Here is a 17,337-nt window from a genome sequence, read left to right as displayed (position 1 = left end):
CAGCCCGACCTTTGGGGTTACGACACCACCAAAAAACCGTTCTGCCCCGTGAAGCAACACTTCGCTGCTAAAATTACGACGCTTTTGCAACAGGCCCCGTTTGTGGGCCACTTGTCCCGCCAAAAGTTTGTGGGCCAGTTCATTCTTGGCCTGATAAAGAGCCGCAACGTGCAATTCGGCGAGGTGGCCCAGCACCTCAATGACGCGGCCAAGCCCGCCTCGAACGAAACGCGCATTCAGGACTTTTTCCGCGAAGTAGACCTCAATTACGTACTGTTGGCCAGGCTTTTACTGAGTTTGTTGCCTGCGCAGGGCAAGCTGCGCTTATGCCTCGACCGCACGGAGTGGGACTTCGGCCAGTGCCAGGTGAACATCCTGCTCGTCACCGTCGGCACGGGCGAGGTCCACGTGCCCCTTTATTGGCACCTGCTCGACAACCGCAGCGGCAACTCCAACGCCGCCGACCGCATCGCGGTGCTCGAAAAGTGCCTGGCCTTGCTGGGCAAAGACCGCATCGGCCTGGTCGTGGGCGACCGGGAATTTGTCGGCCATGCGTGGTTCAAGTGGCTCAAAGACAATGGGCTTAATTTTGTCATGCGCCTGCCCAAGCACCACTGCCTGACCCACGCCGACGGCCGGCGGCAGGCCGTGGCCGACCTGGGCCTGGTGCCGGGGCAGGTGCGCCGCTTCGCCCACGTGCAGGTCGACGGAGTCTGGGGGCAGGTCTGGGTCAAGGCCGTGGCGGCGGACGCGTTTGTCTTCCTGTTTGCCACGGCCGGCCTGAACCACCTCGCGCAACTCTATGCCAAGCGCTGGACGATTGAGCAATGCTTTCAAAATCTGAAAGGGCGGGGCTTTAACCTGGAAGCCACCCACTTGCGCTGTTTCCAAAAGCTGCGCAAGCTCGTGGCCCTGGTCAGCCTGGCCTACGCGTTTTGTCTGGGCGTGGGCGCGGCCGCCCACGGCGGCCGCCAGCCCATTGCCCGCAAAAACCACGGCTACCGGGCCGCCAGCCTGAGCCGCCACGGCCTCAATCTGCTCCGCCAACTCGCCCGCCCGCTGACCCTGCCCGAGGACCCATTGGCCCGCTTGGTTGAAACGCTACTGAACTGGATTACGAGGCAACTTGCTAAAAATCAATTACTAAAAATAGTAGGGTAGAGTAAGCAGAAACTACAAAGAGATTCCCCAAGCCCCGTAGGGGCGACACTCTTCCGCCGAGTGTCGCCCCTACGGGGCTTGGGTTTTTCAGGAGCCCACATTCGCTACCGATATGTCGCCCCTCCGGGGCTCAACATACATGATACTGGCGTAATTGCCGGCGTAAATGGCAGGACACCTAAACACAATGCCCACCCAGCCCGCCGCATGCGGTAGGCCGGGTGAGCATTTTTGGTAAATCAATTACTGATGTTACGCACGGAGTTGACCGAGTTGGTGGTACATGGCCTTCAAGCCCACGGTATAGAGCTGCGCTTTGAGGCGAAAATGGCCGATGCCGCACTTGAGCTTGAGTAGTTCGAGTTTGGTGTAGGCCAACATGGCGGCAAAGAAGTAGGGCCATTGCACCAAATGCACAGTTAGCGTTACTATAGTTGAGCTAATATTCACAACGCATTGACCAATAACACACTTTGAACAAGGCAAGTTGTGAGGAGGCTGTTGTAACTATTTGAGCAGCCAGTAAATCATTTCACTGAATCCTGGCGCTGGAAAGGGCCTTCCGATTCAGCAATCGACACATGTTTCTTTTAAGCTCAACCAGAAAACGCTAACTACGCATTTGGTGCAATGACCCTAATCGGCAACCCCAACCCGAAATAGACGGGCTCCTTCAACACCAACTTCACCTACAAAAAGCTGGGCCTGCACCTGCTGCTCGATGCCGTACAGGGCGTGAGCGTGTTCAACGCCGACAAGCGCACCCGCCAGGGCGTGGGCCTCGGTAATTTGGCCGAGCAGGAATTGCGCGGCAGCATCCCGCGCGGCTCCATTTTCGCCATCTACAACACCCAGGAATTTCGGGTGGATGATGGTTCCTAGGTGAAGCTGCGCGAGGTGGCGCTAAGCTACGGGCTGCCCACTTTCACGAAGTTCATCACCTCGCTGAGCCTGTCGCTGGTGGGCCGCAACCTGTATTCGTGGGACAAATACAACGGCTTCGACCCCGAAACCAGCGCCGGCGGCGCGTCGGATTTGCTGCGCGCCATTGACTTTGGCAATGTGCCGATTCCGCGCACTTATCAGGTTAAGCTGGCAGCTACTTTCTAGGCAACCGTCTGTCATCCTGAGCTTGCGAAGGACCTTATCACCGCCGAACGATTTGCAGTAAAATCAATCGACTGCAACCGTGATAAGGTCCTTCGCAAGCTCAGGATGACAGGCGGGCGTTACTCCCACTTTTCGCATTCATCAACCCCATGAAGAAAATCCTCCCCCTCGCAGCCCTGCTCTCAGCCCTCGCGCTGGGTAGCTGCAACAAAGAATACCTGAACCCGAGCACTGCCAGCCAGCAGCAGGTGGTCACTTCCTCCGATGGCCTGATTACGCTCTGCAACGGCTTGCAGGCGCGCTACAGCGCGGGCGGCCTGCTCAGCGTGCTCTATAATACGGTGGCGGCCGGCGGGCTGAGCACCCGCGAGCTCAGCATCCTCAACGTGGGCAATATTGAGGAATACAACCTCAGCCTCGGGGCCGGCAGCCTCACCAACAGCAACGGCGTGGTGCGCAACATCTGGACCCAAGCCAACCTGGTGAAATCCAACGCCAACCTGGTGCTGGCCAACGTGGGCAACGCCCCGGACGCGGGCACCCGCAGCGGCATTGTGGCCTACGCCAGCATTTTCCGGGCGCTGAGTATTGGCACGCTGGCGCAGTATTTCGAGCAGATTCCGCTGGCCACGCAGGAAAGCGCGCCGTTTGTGCCGCGCGTGGATGCACTGCGCAACGCCGTGGCCCAGCTCGAAGCGGCCGCCACGCAGCTGGCCGCCACGCCGGTTTCGGCCGATTTCAACGCCAAGATTGTGCCCGGCATCGACCTTGCCAATACGCTGCAAGCCCTCATTGCCCGCTACAGCCTGGAAGCCGGTGACTACGACAAGGCCCTGGCCGCCGCCGGCCGCGTGGACCTCACCAAACGCTCGGTGTTCAACTTCGACGACAACTCCCGCAATCCGCTGTTCGAGACGTCGTTCGGCAACAAAAACGTGTTCGAGCCTACTAACACCAGCCTGGGCCTGGCCGGCGCGCTCGCACCCGAAGCCGGCGACAAGCGCCTGCCCTTCCTGCTGCGCATCAGCCCGCCGCCTACCACTACCCAAAACCTGGGCACCGGCTTCTACACCGCCAACAGCGCCCCCATTCCGGTGTACGTGCCCAACGAAATGCTCCTGATTCGGGCCGAAGCCTACGCCCGCAAAAACGACGTACCCAACGCCGTGCTTGAGCTGAACAAGGTGCGGACCAGCACGGCCGCCGCCGCTACCAGCAGCACCGGCCTGCTCCTGGCGCTGCCCGGCGCGGCCCTGCCCGCCTACGCCGGCCCTCTCACCCCCGCCGATGTGCTCCTCGACATCCTGCGCAACCGCTACGTGGAGCTGGCCTTCCAGGGCTTCCGCCTGGCCGACAGCCGCCGCTTCGGCCGCCCCGCGCCGGGCACTACCGGGGCCGAGCGCAACCGCAATTTCTTCCCCTATCCCCGCACGGAGCGGGAGAACAACCCCTCCACCCCCGCCGACCCGGCGATTTAGAGCCAGGCTGCAGGCAGTAGACCGCGAAGCGGTGCTTCGCGTCCCCGCGCTACTTAGCACCCTAACCGACGTACAAACGCGAAGCACCGCTTCGCGGCTACTGCCCAGCCAGCGTACGGAACTGGAAACGTCTCTACACATCCTTTCCCGCCCCCATGAGCCCGCCCAATTCCCACCCCACCCCCATCGCCACCACGGTTTACGCTGATTCGGAGCGGGCTTCGGCCGCCGTGGCCGGCCAGATTGCCGACCTCATCCGCGCCCGCGCCGCCGAAGGTCAACCCTGCGTGCTCGGCCTCGCTACCGGCTCCTCACCCACGCGGGTTTACGAGGAGCTGGTGCGCCTGCACCGCGAAGACGGCCTGAGCTTTCAAAACGTCATCAGCTTCAACCTCGATGAGTATTATCCTATGGCGCCCGACTCCCTGCAGAGCTACGTGCGCTTTATGCGGGAATACCTGTTCGACCATGTTGATATAAAACCTGAGAACGTGCACATACCCGACGGGACTGTGTCGCCGGAGCAAGTGGCCGAGTTCTGCCGGCGCTATGAGGAGCAGATTCGCGAAGCCGGCGGGGTTGATTTGCAGCTGCTGGGCATCGGGCGCACCGGCCACATCGGCTTCAATGAGCCTGGCTCCGGTCCGGTCTCCCGCACGCGCCTCATTACCCTGGACCACGTCACGCGCACCGACGCGGCTTCCGATTTTTACGGCGAGGAAAACGTGCCGCGCCGCGCCCTCACCATGGGCGTGGGCACTATTCTCGAAGCCCGAAAAATCGTGCTGCTGGCCTGGGGCGAGGGCAAGGCCGCCGTGGTGAAGCGCATGGTGGAAGGCGAGGTAACCGACACCGTGCCCGCCACTTATCTGCAGCGCCACCCCGCCGTGCAAGTGGTGCTGGACGAGGCCGCCGGCGCCGAGCTCACCCCGCGCAAAACGCCCTGGCTGCTGGGCCTGCCCTGCAACTGGCACGATGCCGCCCTGGTGCGCAAGGCCATCACCTGGCTGGCCCGCACCGTGACCAAGCCCATCCTGAAACTGACCGAGGAAGACTACAACGAGAACGGCCTGTCGGAGCTGCTGGCCCAGTCCGGGCCGGCCTACGACATCAACATTCGGGTTTTCAACGAGCTGCAGCACACCATCACCGGCTGGCCCGGCGGCAAGCCCAACGCCGACGACACCTACCGGCCGGAGCGCGCCGCGCCGTTTCCCAAGCGCGTCCTCATCTTCAGCCCGCACCCTGATGATGACGTGATTTCGATGGGTGGCACCCTGCTGCGGCTGGTCGACCAGGGCCACGAGGTGCACGTTGCTTACCAGACCTCCGGCAACATTGCCGTGTTCGATGACGAGGCCATTCGCTTCGCCGATTTCGTGGCCGACTACGACCAGGCTTTCCACCTGCCCACCGGCGAGCCGGCCGACAACCTCTACCATCGCGTAGCCGATTTCCTCAAAAACAAGCAGCCCGGCCAGGTCGATTCCGACGAAGTGCAGCAGATAAAGGGCCTCATCCGGCGGGGCGAGGCCAAGAGTGCCTGCCGCTTGGCCGGCATTCCCGATGCCAACGTGCACTTCCAGGATTTACCGTTTTACGAAACCGGCCGGGTGCGCAAAAAGCCCCTCGGCGACGAGGACATCCGCCTCACCATGGAGCTGTTGAACCGCATCCAGCCCCAGCAGATTTATGCCGCCGGCGACCTTTCGGACCCGCACGGCACCCACCGCGTATGCCTGGCGGCCATTTTTGAGTCCATCCACCGCCTCAAAGCCTCCGACACCGCCTGGCTCGACGACTGCTGGGTGTGGCTCTACCGCGGGGCCTGGCAGGAATGGGACATCGACCAGATTGAGATGGCCGTGCCCCTCTCGCCGCAGGAGCTCACGCGCAAGCGCCGCGCCATCTTTAAGCACCAGAGCCAGAAGGACCGCCCCCTTTTTCCCGGGGCCGACCAGCGCGAGTTCTGGCAGCGCGCCGAGGCCCGCAACCGGACCACGGCCAAGCTTTATGACCAATTGGGCCTGCCGGAATACGAAGGCATCGAGGCATTTGTGCGGTGGGAGTTCTGAGGTAGTAGAACGACAACGTTAGCCCGTCATGCAGAGCGCAGCGAAGCATCTTTACCGCGCAACTAATTGATTTTACTATTGCGGTAAAGATGCTTCGCTGCGCTCTGCATGACGTTCTTTGAAACCCATCCCCACCCGCCCGCCCATGCAACGCACCACCCAGGCCGCCCTCGAAACCACCGGCACCCTGCCCCTGGCCGAGGCCTCCCAGCCCGGCCGCCTCATCAGCCTCGACGTATTTCGCGGCCTCACCGTGATGGCCATGATTCTGGTGAACAACCCCGGCGACTGGGGCCACATCTACCCACCCTTCGAGCACGCCGAATGGAATGGCTGCACCCCCACGGACCTCATTTTTCCGTTTTTCCTGTTCATCGTAGGCGTAAGCCTGGTGTATGCCTTGGACGGCATAAAGCGCCAGGGCGGGCCACAGGGCGCGGTGCTGCTGCGGGTGCTGCGCCGGGCGGCCGTGCTATTCGGCCTGGGCCTGCTGCTGTCACTCTACCCGAAATTCGACTTCAGCACCGTGCGGATTATGGGCGTGTTGGCGCGCATTGCGCTGGTGTTTCTGGGGTGCGGGTTCATCTTCCTGAAAACCAGCTGGCGCACCCAGGCATGGCTGATTATCAGCTTCCTGATTGGCTACGCGGTACTGATGCAGCTGGTGCCCGTGCCCGGCTTTGGCCCCGCCAACCTGGAGCCTACCACCAACCTCGGGGCCTGGCTCGACCGCACCATCTTCACCGAAGCCCACCTCTGGAAACAAAGCAAAACCTGGGACCCCGAAGGCTTGCTCGGCACCCTGCCGGCGCTGGCTACCGGCCTACTAGGCAGCCTCACGGCCCAATGGCTGCGCCACAAAGGCCCGGAGCCGGCCGCCAAAGTAGCCTGGCTGTTCGTGGCCGGCGGCGGCCTCAGCCTGCTCGGCCTGTGCTGGGCCCCGTGGTTCCCCATCAATAAAGCGCTGTGGAGCAGCCCCTACGTGCTTTACACCGGCGGGCTGGCCATGGCCGGCCTGGCGGCGCTCTACTGGATTTGCGACGTGCAGGGCTACCGCGCCTGGACGCGCCCGGCGCTGGTCTACGGCGTCAATGCCATCCTCGTGTTCTGCCTCTCGGCGCTGCTTTCGCGCACGTTCGGGCTGTTCCAGCTGGCCCTGCCCGGCGGCAAAACCGGCAGTATGAAGGAGTGGCTGTATGAATGGGGCATCGCCCCGCATTTCACCGACCCGCGCACGGCTTCGCTGGTGGGTGCGGCCACGCTTATCGTTATCTGGTATTTTATTCTGAGCTGGATGTATAAGAAGGGCGTGGTGCTGAAGGTGTGAGGGTGACCGGTTTCCCCTAAATTGAACGTCATGCCGAGCGCAGCCGAGGCATCTCACTCGGGATAGTAATCTAATCGAATGGGTTTACTATCCCAAGCGAGATGCCTCGGCTGCGCTCGGCATGACGTTCTTGCGGTGTTTAGCAAGTATTCATCAGCATGAAAATCCTCATCATCGGCGGCGGCAACATGGGCCTCACCTACGCCCGCAGCTTCGTGCGCGCCCACATCACCTCGCGGCTCGACCTACGCCTGCTGGCCCGCTCGCCCGAGCGCGTACCGGCCCTGGCCGCCCACGAAATCGGCACAGTCTGGGGCTCGCCCGCCGAGTGCGTGCCGGGGGCCGACATCCTCATCTTAGCCGTGAAGCCGCAGGACTCGCCGGCGCTGTTCGCGGCGCTAAAGGGCCTGGTTCAGCCCCAGCAGCTCATCCTGAGCATCATGGCCGGCGTGCGGATTGATACCCTGCGCGAGGCCCTAGGCACGCCCAAAATCATTCGGGCCATGCCCAACCTACCCGCCCAGATTGGCATGGGCATGACGGCCTTCACCAGCACCGACGAGGTGAGCCGCGCCGAGCTGGTACAGGTACAAAACCTGCTGAGCACCACCGGCAAGACAGTTTACGTCGAAAACGAAAGCGCCATCGACGCCAGTACGGCCATTTCGGGCAGCGGCCCGGCCTACGTGTACTACTGCATGGAAGCCCTGATGGCTGCCGCCGCCCAAATGGGTTTCAGCGGAGCCGAAGCTGAGCTGCTGGTGAGCCAGACGTTTCGCGGCGCGGTAGAGCTGTACTCCCAATCGGGCCTGAGCTGCCAGGACTGGATTACCAAAGTGGCCTCCAAGGGCGGCACCACCGAGGCAGCGCTGGGAGCCTTCGGCGCGGGTGCCGTGCGCGAGGGCCTGATGGCCGGGGCCGGCGCGGCGCGGGACCGGGCCGAGGAGCTAGGGAAATAAAAAAGTCGCGGCGCTGGATTACCACCCCGGACACTTTGCTACATTAGCATTCCTTTTCTCCTTTCCTGGTTATGCGCCTGCTACTTTGCTCCTTACTCCTCAGCCTGGCCGTCCCGGCCGCCCGCGCCCAGAGTGCCATCAGTGCCACCGCCCCTACCAATGCCGATGTACTGAACCGTGAGCTAGCCAAAGGCAAGGGCCAGCTTGGAGACATACCCGTGTCGGGCAGCTCATTCCTGCTGCCTTATTGGACGCGCGGCACCGTGAAAATGACTGCTGGCACCGTGCCCCAGCCCTGGCTGAAGTATGACCTGCATGGCGACCGCCTGCTGTGGCGCCGCCCCAACGGCGACTCGTTGGAACTGAATACCAGCGCGATAACTGAATTCTCACTCGGCGACTCGCTCCGCGGCACCCGCTGCTTGTACCGTCGCTACCTCGATGCCCATATCCGAGAGCTGCCGCTGCGCACGGCCTTTTTTGAGGTGCGGTACGATGCCGGCCGCTCCGCCCTGTTGCGAAAGCGTAGCCGAACACTTTTTCACGCCAATAATGGACCTTCGCTGGCCGGCCGCAGCAGTGACCACTGGGTTGAAACCAGTGTTTTTTACCTCAAAAACACCGACAACACCATTGAGCCCATTCGCCTGAGCCCCAAGGCCGTGCTTGCGGTGCTGGGCAAAGCCAAGGCCCCCGCCCTGCAGGCCTACATCACCCGCGAAAACCTCGACCTAAGCGCCGAAGCCGATATTGTGAAGCTGCTGAAATACTACGATACCCTGTAGCCAATCCAGTAAACGAAACCGCCGGAAGCCGGGGCTGGTAGGCCCCGACTTCCGGCAGTTTCGTTTTGAGCTAAGCCGGCCTGGAACGGAGCGGGACTTACGCCACCGAATACCCCGCGAAATCCTTGCGCAACTGGGTTTTCAGCAATTTCCCGGTGGCCGTATGCGGCAGAGAATCAACAAACTCCACGGCATCGGGCTCGCAGAACTTGGCCACCCGGCCCCGGAAGAAATTCAGCATTTCCTCGGCTGATAGCTCCATGCCGATGCGACGCACCACGATGAGCAGCGGCCGCTCGCTCCATTTGGCGCTGGGCACGCCGATGACGGCGGCCTCGGCCACGGCGGGGTGGGCCACGGCCAGATTTTCGAGGTCGATACTGGAAATCCACTCGCCGCCGGACTTGATGACGTCCTTCGAGCGGTCGGTGATTTGCATATAGCCGTCGGAGTCGATGGTGGCCACGTCGCCGGTGCGGAACCAGCCGTCGGCGGTGAGCTCGCCGGGCGTGTGGGCGCGGAAGTAGTCGCGCACCACCCACGGCCCGCGCACCAGCAGGTCGCCGAAGGCCACGCCGTCGTGCGGCAGCGCGTGGCCGTCATCGCCCACAATCTTCATATCCACGCCGAACACCACCCGGCCCTGCTTGCTGCGAATGGCTAGGCTATCGGCCGGGCTGAGGTCGGCGTGCTTGGCCTTGAGGCGCGCGCCGGTGCCCAGCGGGCTGGTTTCGGTCATGCCCCAGGCGTGGAGCACGGTCACGCCCAGCTCATCCTCAAAGGCTCTCATGAGGGCCGGCGGGCACGAGGCCCCGCCCACCACCGTGCGCTTCAGGGTGGTGAAATGGCGCTGGCCTTCGCGCATAAACTGCAGCAGCGCGAACCAGATGGTGGGCACTCCGGCCGAAAACGTCACGCCCTCGCTCTCCATCAGCTCGAATAGGCTGGCGCTGTCCATGCCCGCGCCGGGCAGCACCAGTTTCGAGCCGTTGAGCGGCGCGGCGTAGGGCAGCCCCCAGGCGTTGACGTGGAACATGGGCACCACGGGCATTATCACATCGAGGGCCGAGCAGCCGAGCGAGTCGGGCAGCGAAATGCCGAAGGCGTGCAGCAGCGTGGAGCGGTGCGAATAGAGCACGCCCTTGGGCTGGTCGGTGGTGCCGGAGGTATAGCAAAGCGAGCAGGCCGTATTTTCATCGAAGCTGGGCCACTCGTAGTCGCCGCTTTCGGCGGCCAGTAAGTCCTCGTAGCTGCACAGGCCGGGCATTTCCGACTCTTTGGGCAGGTGCTCGGGGCCGGCCATCAGCACCCATTTTTCCACGGTGGGGCACACGGCGGCCAGGCGCTCGACGAGGGGCAGAAAGGTGAGGTCGAAGAACAGCAGCCGGTCCTCGGCGTGGTTGATGATGTAGACGAGCTGCTCCGGAAACAGGCGCGGATTGATGGTGTGGCACACCGCCCCGATGCCGGCCACGCCGTAGTACAGCTCGAAATGGCGGTGGGTGTTCCAGGCCAGGGTGCCCACCCGGTCGCCGTTTTCAATGCCGAGCTTCAGCAGGGCCTGGGCCAGCTGCTTGCTGCGGTGGTTGGCATCGGCGTAGGTGTAGCGGTGGATGCCGCCCTCGGGCAGGCGCGACACTATTTCGGTGTCGCCATGCCACTTGGCGGCGTGCTCGATAATTGTAGCCACGCGAAGCGGCTCGGCCATCATTAGTCCTAACATAGGGGTACGGGGGTGGGATTTGGAGGAATTACAGAAGGGAACCGAAAGTTGCCCGAATATACACCCGCGACGGCTGCGGATACCCTTCTCACGGGCCATTACTTAATATCGAACAGCAGACCCGCGTATACGATGCGGCCCTGGCTCCCCGCGCCGTACACCTGGAAGTTGGTGCTGTCGAAAAGGTTGGTGCCGCCCACCTGTACGGTGGTGTGCAGCTTGGGCACCGCGTAGCCAAACTGCGCATCCACGACCTGGGCCGAGGGAATGGTGCCGGTGGCAAACGTGGACTCAAACACGTAGGAATCTACATACCGGTAGTTGGCGTTGTAGCTCAGCTTGCGGTCGAACAGCTGGCCGTCGACGCCCAGGTTGAACTTATTCTGGGGCGTGTTGAAGAACGACAGGGTACCGGGCTGAAAATCGGTGGTGATAAGCTCATTGTAGCTGTAGTTGCCGGTCACGGTCAGGGCCGGGCCGAAGGCATAGCCCACCGAGATGCCCGCGCCCTGGCTTTTCACGGTCTGGTCGACGTTGGTGTTGATTTGGATAACGCGGGTGGGCAGCGCCGCGTTGGCGAAGCGGAAAGGAGCCGCGACCCCAATCTGGGCGACGGTAGGCCGGCTGCCGTCGAGGTTGCCGATGAAGTTGCGGGTGGCAATGAAGTTGTCGTAGGCGCTGTAGAAGTAGTCGAGGTCGACGAACAGCTTGCTGGTGAGCTGGCCACGGTAGCCCACTTCGCCGCTGTTCACTTTTTCGAGCTTCAGCCCGGGGCTTTTGTACTCGAGGGCGGCCAAGTCGGCGGTGCGGGTGGGAGCCAGGATGCCGGGCAGCTGCGTGGTCAGGCCGGTGGTATAGCCCTGGAAGCCCGCGCCCACGTTGCCCACCAGAATGGCCCGGCCCACGTCGAGCCGGATGTACTGGGCATCCTGCGAGGCCGCCCGGAAGGCGCGGCTATAGCTGCCGCGGAAGTTGTGCTGCTTCTCGGCCCCCAACGAATACACCGCCGAAATCCGGGGCGAAAAAGCGGTGCCGAAGTTCTGAAACCGGTCGACACGGCCGGCGGCGGCCAGCTTCAGGTGGTCGTCGAGCAGGGTTTTGCTAACCTGGGCGTAGGCCCCGTACTCGTAGTTGCGAATCCGGCCGCTTTCGCGCGTGTCCTCCAGCAGGCTGCCGTCCGAGCCCAGGTCGTACTGCCGGTAGGAACCGCCCACCACCACGTCGGCCACCTCAGAGTTGAAATTATACTGGGCGCTGCCCTCGGTGAGGACGGAGCGCAGGATGAGCCGCGCGCCCTGCCCGGGAATGGGGTTATGAATGATGCGGTCGCGAGCGGCGGCAAACTCCGGCGTGCCGGGCTGCAGCACGGGCGCGGCGGTATTGGCCGTGGTGCGGGCCGTGAGGGCGGCTGCGTCGGCGTTGCCCCCGTTGGCGGCGAAGGCGGCGTTGTAGGCGGCGGCGTAGGTGCCGAAATAGCGCTGGGCGTAGGTCACAGGGTTGCCGGTGGCATCGAGCACGGGCTGGCCGGCGGCGTTCAGGGCCGGCTGGGTTTGCAGCACCCCGCCCAGGAAACCCAGGTTGTAGGAGCCATCGGTGAGCGGGTCGCGGCCGCCCGAAAAGTCCCGGGTCTGAAACGCCCGCACAAACCAGTTGCGGCCTTCGATGGCCAGCTTGCCCTGGTGGGCGCCGGCATCCACGATGCGGTAGCGGCTGGCCGCCTGGAAGGTGGTATTGGAGGCGGCGTAGCGGTAGCTGGCGGTGGCCTTGATATTGTCGGTGAGCAGCACCGACACGCTCGGGGCCACCTTCAGCGAGTAGGTTTCATTTTTGCCGGTAATCAGGTCGGCTTCCGAGAAACCGGGCAGGAATACGGTTTTGCCGGCTAAGGCCCCACCGGTGGCCCCAAAGGTGTTGCCGGCGTCGCCGTACACGCTCACCGCGTCGTAGCCCAGGTTCGAGCCGGCGGGGTTGTTGGCCGGTTCGAGTAGCTTGGAGGTGGCGTCGAAGTTGTTGCCGGTGAAGTCGCGGGCCCGGATGTAGCCGCCCGCAATCTTGAACGCCACCCGCTCGCCGAGCTTCATGGCGTAGCGCATCTGCCCGTCGAGCAGGTCGCGGTTGCCGCCGCGCAGGCGCACGGTCAGGCCGGTATCCTTGAAGGGGTCTTTCGAGTTGGTGAGCAGCACGCCGTTGAAGGCGTTGGCCCCGTAAAGGGCCGAGGCCGGGCCGTGCACCACCTCCACGCTGGCCACGTCGAGAATAGGCGTGCCGAGCAGGTTACCGAAGTTGGAGCTCAGGCTGGGCAGCTGGGTGTCGGCGTAGTCGGAGAGCTGAATGACGCGGTCGGAGCGCGAGGAGCTGAAGCCCCGGGTGCTGAAACTGGTCAGCAGCATGCTGGAATTGCTTACGTCGATGGACTTGAACCGGGCCAGGCCCGACACCAGGTCGGGCGTGGTAATTTGCTCCACCTGGCGGGTGCTGAGCTTTTCCACCGTCACCGGCACGCGGCCAATGCTTTCCTCCACCCGCGAGGCCGACACCACCACTTGGTCAAGCATGCCGCTGGGCCGCATTTTCACCACCAGGACTCCGCCGGGCCCGGCCAGTGGAATGCTCTGCGCGGCATACCCCACAAACGACACCACCAGCACCACGGGGGCTTTGGCAAAGTCGGCCTTCAGCTCAAAGGCACCCTGGTCGTTGGTGGCATCGCCGATACCCGTGCCCCGGATGAGCACCGTGACGCCAGGCAGCGGCCGGCCGCTCTCGTCCTGCACGGTGCCTTTGACGAGTTGGATATTCTGGGCCCAGCCGCTCAGCGGCAGCAACAGGCATAACAAGATGTATGAGAAGAGATGACGCATCGGACAAAAGATTAGGTGGGAATGATGTGTCAAACATAGTATAGCATTGTCCTTATTTAAAGACATTTATCGATTAAGGATAAATAATAATTGGCAAACTGATATAGAACGGTGAAAACGGGCAGTTGCCGGGCTATTACTCGGACTCCTAACCATTAGCAACCCCCTCCCGGCGGAACGTCGGGCCCTACCGAACGAGCGGCCTGGTGCACGACCTTCAGTTTGATGGCTAGAATGAGCGGTACCTACCTCTGCGCCGCCTCAATGGCCAGCTGCAACAGCGCCGAGCGCACGCCCAAATCGCTCAGCTTGTTGTTCCGACGCGTGGGGTGCACGCGGTTGGTGAGCAGCACCACCACCAGGTCCTTCGCCGGCTCTACCCAGAAGTAGGTGCCCGTGAAGTCCGTATGGCCGTAGCTGCCGGGCGAGGCGCTGCGGGCCGAGTTCACCGTGGGGTTGGCGGCGGGGCGGTCGAAGGCCAGGGCGCGGCGGTTGTCGGGGCAGAACTGGCAGCGGGTCCAGTCGGCCAGCATTGTTTTGTCGAAGAGCTGCTGGCCGCCGTAGCGCCCGCCCCAGGCGTAGGTCTGGGCCAGCTTGGCCACATCGTTGGCATCGCCAAACAGGCCGGCGTGGCCCGAGAGGCCACCGAGCAGCGCCGCGCCCTCGTCGTGCACGGTGCCGTGCAGCAGCTGCCGCCGGAACGCCGAATCGACTTCGGTGGGTACGATGCGCTTGATTGGAAAGCGGTTCAGGGGCCGGAAGCCCAGCGTACTGGCGCCCAGCGGGCCATATACTTCGCGCTGTAAAAAGGCATCGAACGACAGCCCCGTGCGGGCCTGCACCAGGGCCGGATACAGGACAAACGACAGGTCGGAATACACGTAGCCCGGCTTGGCATTCAGCGGCGACGCCCCAATGGCCTGGTAAAGACGCGTTGGCATGTCGCGGCGGGCCCACAGCCCCCGCGCCGCCGGCAGCGGAAACCGAGCCGATGAATCGGTGCGGAAAAACCGGCGGCGCAGGTCGCCATTTCGCTTCACAAACGTTTTCCAGAACGGAATCCAGGCCTGCAAGCCCGCCTGATGAGCCAGTACATCACGCATTTTCAGCGGGGCTTTGTTGGTGCCGCGCAGGAAGGAGAAGTAGTTGCCCAGGGTACTGTCGGGGCTGAATTTCTGGTCGCCTTCGAGCCGGAGCAGCGCGGGCGTGGAGGCCAGCAGCTTGGTCATGGAGGCCAGGTCGTAGAGGTCGTCGTTCTGCACGGGGCGCGGGCTCGTCAGTAATGAGGATGAGGAAGCAAGCGTACGTTTTTTCTCCATTCTCGCGGCCTTTCTGGCGGCTTTTTTGGCTTTCAACGTCACCGGCTGCTCGCCCCCCTCCAGGCCGGCGAAGCCCGCATATGTTTGATTGCCATAGCTTTTGCGCAGCACCACCGTGCCACGCCGGGCAATGAGCACCTGCGCCCCCGGAAACGCCTGGGCCGCCAGCGCCCGGCCCACGAGGCTGTCCACCCGGGCTTCGAGGCGGCCGTCCATATCCACATCCTCGGGGTTGGCGTAGCGCAGGCGGAAGCCGGCGGCCGTGCGCAGGCCAAAGCCGCGCGGGTACTTGCTGCTCACCGTAACCGGCAGCTGGCCCGTGGCCGCGATACCGCCAAAAATGGCCTGCGCGGCCAGATTCTGGGCATTGGCGCTTTCCTGGTACGCCAGCACCACGGCGGCGGCGCGGTCCAGGTCGCGCACCTTATCCACGGCATAGGCCGAGCCAAATACGCTGATTACCAACGCCTGCTTACGGTCCATCAGCTCCCGGAGCAGGGTGTTTTCCTCGGGCGTGATGCCGAAGCTGGTGGCCGGCAGCCGGCCCAGGTTTTGCAGCGCCACCAGCACGAGGTTGTAGGGCCTGAGGGCCGCCCGCAGCTGGGCCAGCTCGTCGAGCGAGGGCATGGCCGGGAGGTGGAAATGCGCGGCCGGCGCGTAGTCGGCCACGGCTTTCTGGAAGTCGGTGGTGTCGCGTGGGGAACCGCCCAGCACCAGCGTAGCAATGCGCAGCGTGTCGAGCCGCTGGAGCGGCAGCAGGCTCTTCTGGTTGCGCAGCAGCGTGATGCTCAGCTCGGTGAGGCGGTGGCTGAGGTACTGAGCGTGCGGGCCGTTGAGGTCTTCGTAGAGGTTTTTGGTATCGATGGGCCGGTAGTGGTTCAGGCCAGCCCAGTGCTTGAGGGCCAGCACGCGGCGGCAGTGCTCATCGATTTCCTTCTGCGAAATCCGGCCGCTGTCCACCGCAATGCGCACCATCTTGAGGGCCAGCGGAATGTTCTTGCTGAACTCCAGAATGTCGTTGCCGGCCATGATGGCGCGCACATCGGCCTCGCCGGGCGGAAACATGCTGATAACGCCGCGCATGTTCATAGCATCGGTGAAAATCAAGCCTTTGAAGCCCATTTCCTCGCGCAGCACGCCCGTGATGATGGGCCGCGAGAGCGTGCTGGGGCCGTACACCGTGTCCAGGGCCGGCACGTTGAGGTGGGCCACCATCACGCCGCCCAGCCCGCCGGCCATGAGGCTGCGGAAGGGCGGCAGCTCCAGCGTATCGAGGCGGCGACGGTCCACGCGCACCGTGGGCAGGGCCAGGTGGGAGTCGGCATCCACGTCGCCGTGGCCGGGGAAGTGCTTGGCCACGGCCAGAATGCCGGCATCCTGCATGCCGCGCATGTACTGGCGACCGTCGCGGGCCACGGCGGCGGGGTTTTCGCCCCAGCTGCGGAAGCCGATGACGGGGTTGGCCGGGTTGTTATTCACATCGACCACCGGCGCGAAGTTGACGTGCATGCCCAGCCGCTTGAACTGCCGGGCTACTTCGTGGCCCATGTCGTAGAGCAGGGCGGTATCGGTTTCGCCGCCCAGGCTCATCTGGTAGGGGAATTTCACTACGCTATCCAGGCGCATGCCCACGCCCCATTCGCCATCCAGGGCCACCAGCAGCGGCACGCGGCTCTGGCTCTGGTAGCGGTTCAGCAGGCGCGCCTGCCGGCCGGGACCACCCTGGAAAAATATCAGCCCGCCAATGCCATACTGCTGAATGAGCATCGAAATCGAGTCCTCATCAATGCGCTTGCGGTTGGAGTAGGCGGCTACCATAAAGAGCTGCGCGGCCCGCTGGTCGGGTGTGAGCACGCGCATCAGGCTATCGACCCAGGGCGAGTGCAGGTAGCGGGTGAACGCGGGGGCACCAGCCGCCAGTTTTTTCTGCTGAAGGGCGGCCTGCGCGGCGGCGCGGCGGGCCGCCTCTACGCGAGGTAGGGCAAGGCGGCGCACGGGGCCTTGCGGCCGGCGCTGGGCCGAAACTAGAACAGGAGCTGCTAACAATGACAGCAGCAGGAAAATCCGGAGAAATGGCAAGGGTGGGAAGCTATAGTTTATGCGAAAGTAGCGCTTACAGGCGCTTTGCGTTTTCAGCAAGATTGCGCCCCCGCCCTACCTCTCCATGTAAACCCGGCAACTACATTAAGCCCGTACAAGCCGGCTAAATAGCAGCTGAACATTTATGCAAAATAGCATTATATCTTGAAAGCCTATAGCAGTCGGGGTACTCTTTCCACCTGTTTTTTTCCCACATCCACACTTAATCAACTCCTGCTCAGCAGGTTTTAACAAAAAAGAATGTATTGACCTTTCGAACTTATTTCTAAATTAAGCATCTGTGAATCAATTTTTTAAATACCGTTGATTTTATCACTGCACATATCTTTCCTTTCGTCCAGTATTAAACACAAGCGGTTCGGCTCTATATTACATCGTTTTACCCTGTTAAAGTTGAATAATGCCGCACTCGTCAACTGGATTTATTTGGTGGCATGCT

Annotated in this window: 11 protein-coding genes and 1 pseudogene; 8 read left to right on the top strand and 4 right to left on the bottom strand. The window is 62.8% G+C overall.

Annotation, left to right across the window (positions count from 1 at the left end):
• Positions 1 to 48 precede the first annotated feature (48 nt).
• A complete protein-coding gene (locus tag KQ661_RS09660) occupies positions 49 to 1,161 on the top strand; it encodes an IS4 family transposase (protein ID WP_216685412.1) in 1,113 nt (370 codons plus the stop codon).
• A 252-nt stretch (positions 1,162 to 1,413) separates the two neighbouring features.
• On the opposite strand, the pseudogene KQ661_RS09655 reads toward KQ661_RS09660, so the two are convergent.
• Positions 1,414 to 1,557: pseudogene (locus KQ661_RS09655) on the bottom strand (IS701 family transposase); the annotation flags it as partial.
• 339 nt (positions 1,558 to 1,896) lie between these two features.
• Here KQ661_RS09655 and KQ661_RS22830 point away from each other — a divergent pair.
• The 7 genes from KQ661_RS22830 to KQ661_RS09625 all read left to right on the top strand — a co-directional run bounded on the left by KQ661_RS22830 (position 1,897) and on the right by KQ661_RS09625 (position 8,895).
• A complete protein-coding gene (locus tag KQ661_RS22830) occupies positions 1,897 to 2,043 on the top strand; it encodes a hypothetical protein (RefSeq protein ID WP_317196089.1) in 147 nt (48 codons plus the stop codon).
• Complete coding sequence (locus tag KQ661_RS22825; protein WP_317196088.1) at positions 2,044 to 2,271, top strand: hypothetical protein; 228 nt, start codon at positions 2,044 to 2,046, stop codon at positions 2,269 to 2,271. It abuts the gene before it with no gap.
• Between the two features lie 149 nt (positions 2,272 to 2,420).
• On the top strand, positions 2,421 to 3,749 hold the full coding sequence (locus KQ661_RS09645) for a RagB/SusD family nutrient uptake outer membrane protein (protein ID WP_216686295.1): 1,329 nt from the start codon (positions 2,421 to 2,423) through the stop codon (positions 3,747 to 3,749).
• A gap of 155 nt (positions 3,750 to 3,904) precedes the next feature.
• Positions 3,905 to 5,824 (top strand): glucosamine-6-phosphate deaminase, encoded by a 1,920-nt coding sequence (nagB, locus tag KQ661_RS09640; RefSeq protein ID WP_216686294.1) that lies wholly within the window; start codon positions 3,905 to 3,907, stop codon positions 5,822 to 5,824.
• Between the two features lie 145 nt (positions 5,825 to 5,969).
• Positions 5,970 to 7,151, top strand: a complete 1,182-nt coding sequence (locus KQ661_RS09635; protein ID WP_216686293.1) for an acyltransferase family protein — start codon at positions 5,970 to 5,972, stop codon at positions 7,149 to 7,151.
• Positions 7,152 to 7,309: 158 nt separating this feature from the next.
• The gene (gene proC, locus KQ661_RS09630) at positions 7,310 to 8,110 is read left to right on the top strand and encodes a pyrroline-5-carboxylate reductase (protein WP_216680429.1); all 801 of its coding nucleotides are present in this window, start codon (positions 7,310 to 7,312) and stop codon (positions 8,108 to 8,110) included.
• A gap of 71 nt (positions 8,111 to 8,181) precedes the next feature.
• Positions 8,182 to 8,895 carry a hypothetical protein gene (locus KQ661_RS09625; protein WP_216686292.1) on the top strand — a complete coding sequence of 238 codons (714 nt, stop codon included), beginning with the start codon at positions 8,182 to 8,184 and terminating at the stop codon, positions 8,893 to 8,895.
• Between the two features lie 97 nt (positions 8,896 to 8,992).
• On the opposite strand, the gene KQ661_RS09620 is transcribed toward KQ661_RS09625, so the two are convergent.
• The 3 genes from KQ661_RS09620 to KQ661_RS09610 all read right to left on the bottom strand — a co-directional run bounded on the left by KQ661_RS09620 (position 8,993) and on the right by KQ661_RS09610 (position 16,877).
• Positions 8,993 to 10,618 carry a 3-(methylthio)propionyl-CoA ligase gene (locus KQ661_RS09620; protein WP_216686291.1) on the bottom strand — a complete coding sequence of 542 codons (1,626 nt, stop codon included), beginning with the start codon at positions 10,616 to 10,618 and terminating at the stop codon, positions 8,993 to 8,995.
• 98 nt (positions 10,619 to 10,716) lie between these two features.
• Positions 10,717 to 13,479, bottom strand: a complete 2,763-nt coding sequence (locus KQ661_RS22560; protein WP_216686290.1) for a TonB-dependent receptor — start codon at positions 13,477 to 13,479, stop codon at positions 10,717 to 10,719.
• 245 nt (positions 13,480 to 13,724) lie between these two features.
• Positions 13,725 to 16,877, bottom strand: coding sequence for a glycoside hydrolase family 3 N-terminal domain-containing protein (locus KQ661_RS09610; protein WP_216686289.1), 3,153 nt, complete (start codon positions 16,875 to 16,877; stop codon positions 13,725 to 13,727).
• Positions 16,878 to 17,337 lie beyond the last annotated feature (460 nt).

Origin of the sequence: Hymenobacter siberiensis, from assembly GCF_018967845.1 — a bacterium.
Lineage (GTDB): Bacteria > Bacteroidota > Bacteroidia > Cytophagales > Hymenobacteraceae > Hymenobacter > Hymenobacter siberiensis.
The sequence above is the reverse complement of the archived record's forward strand: the minus strand, read 5'-3'. Positions and strand labels throughout refer to the sequence as shown.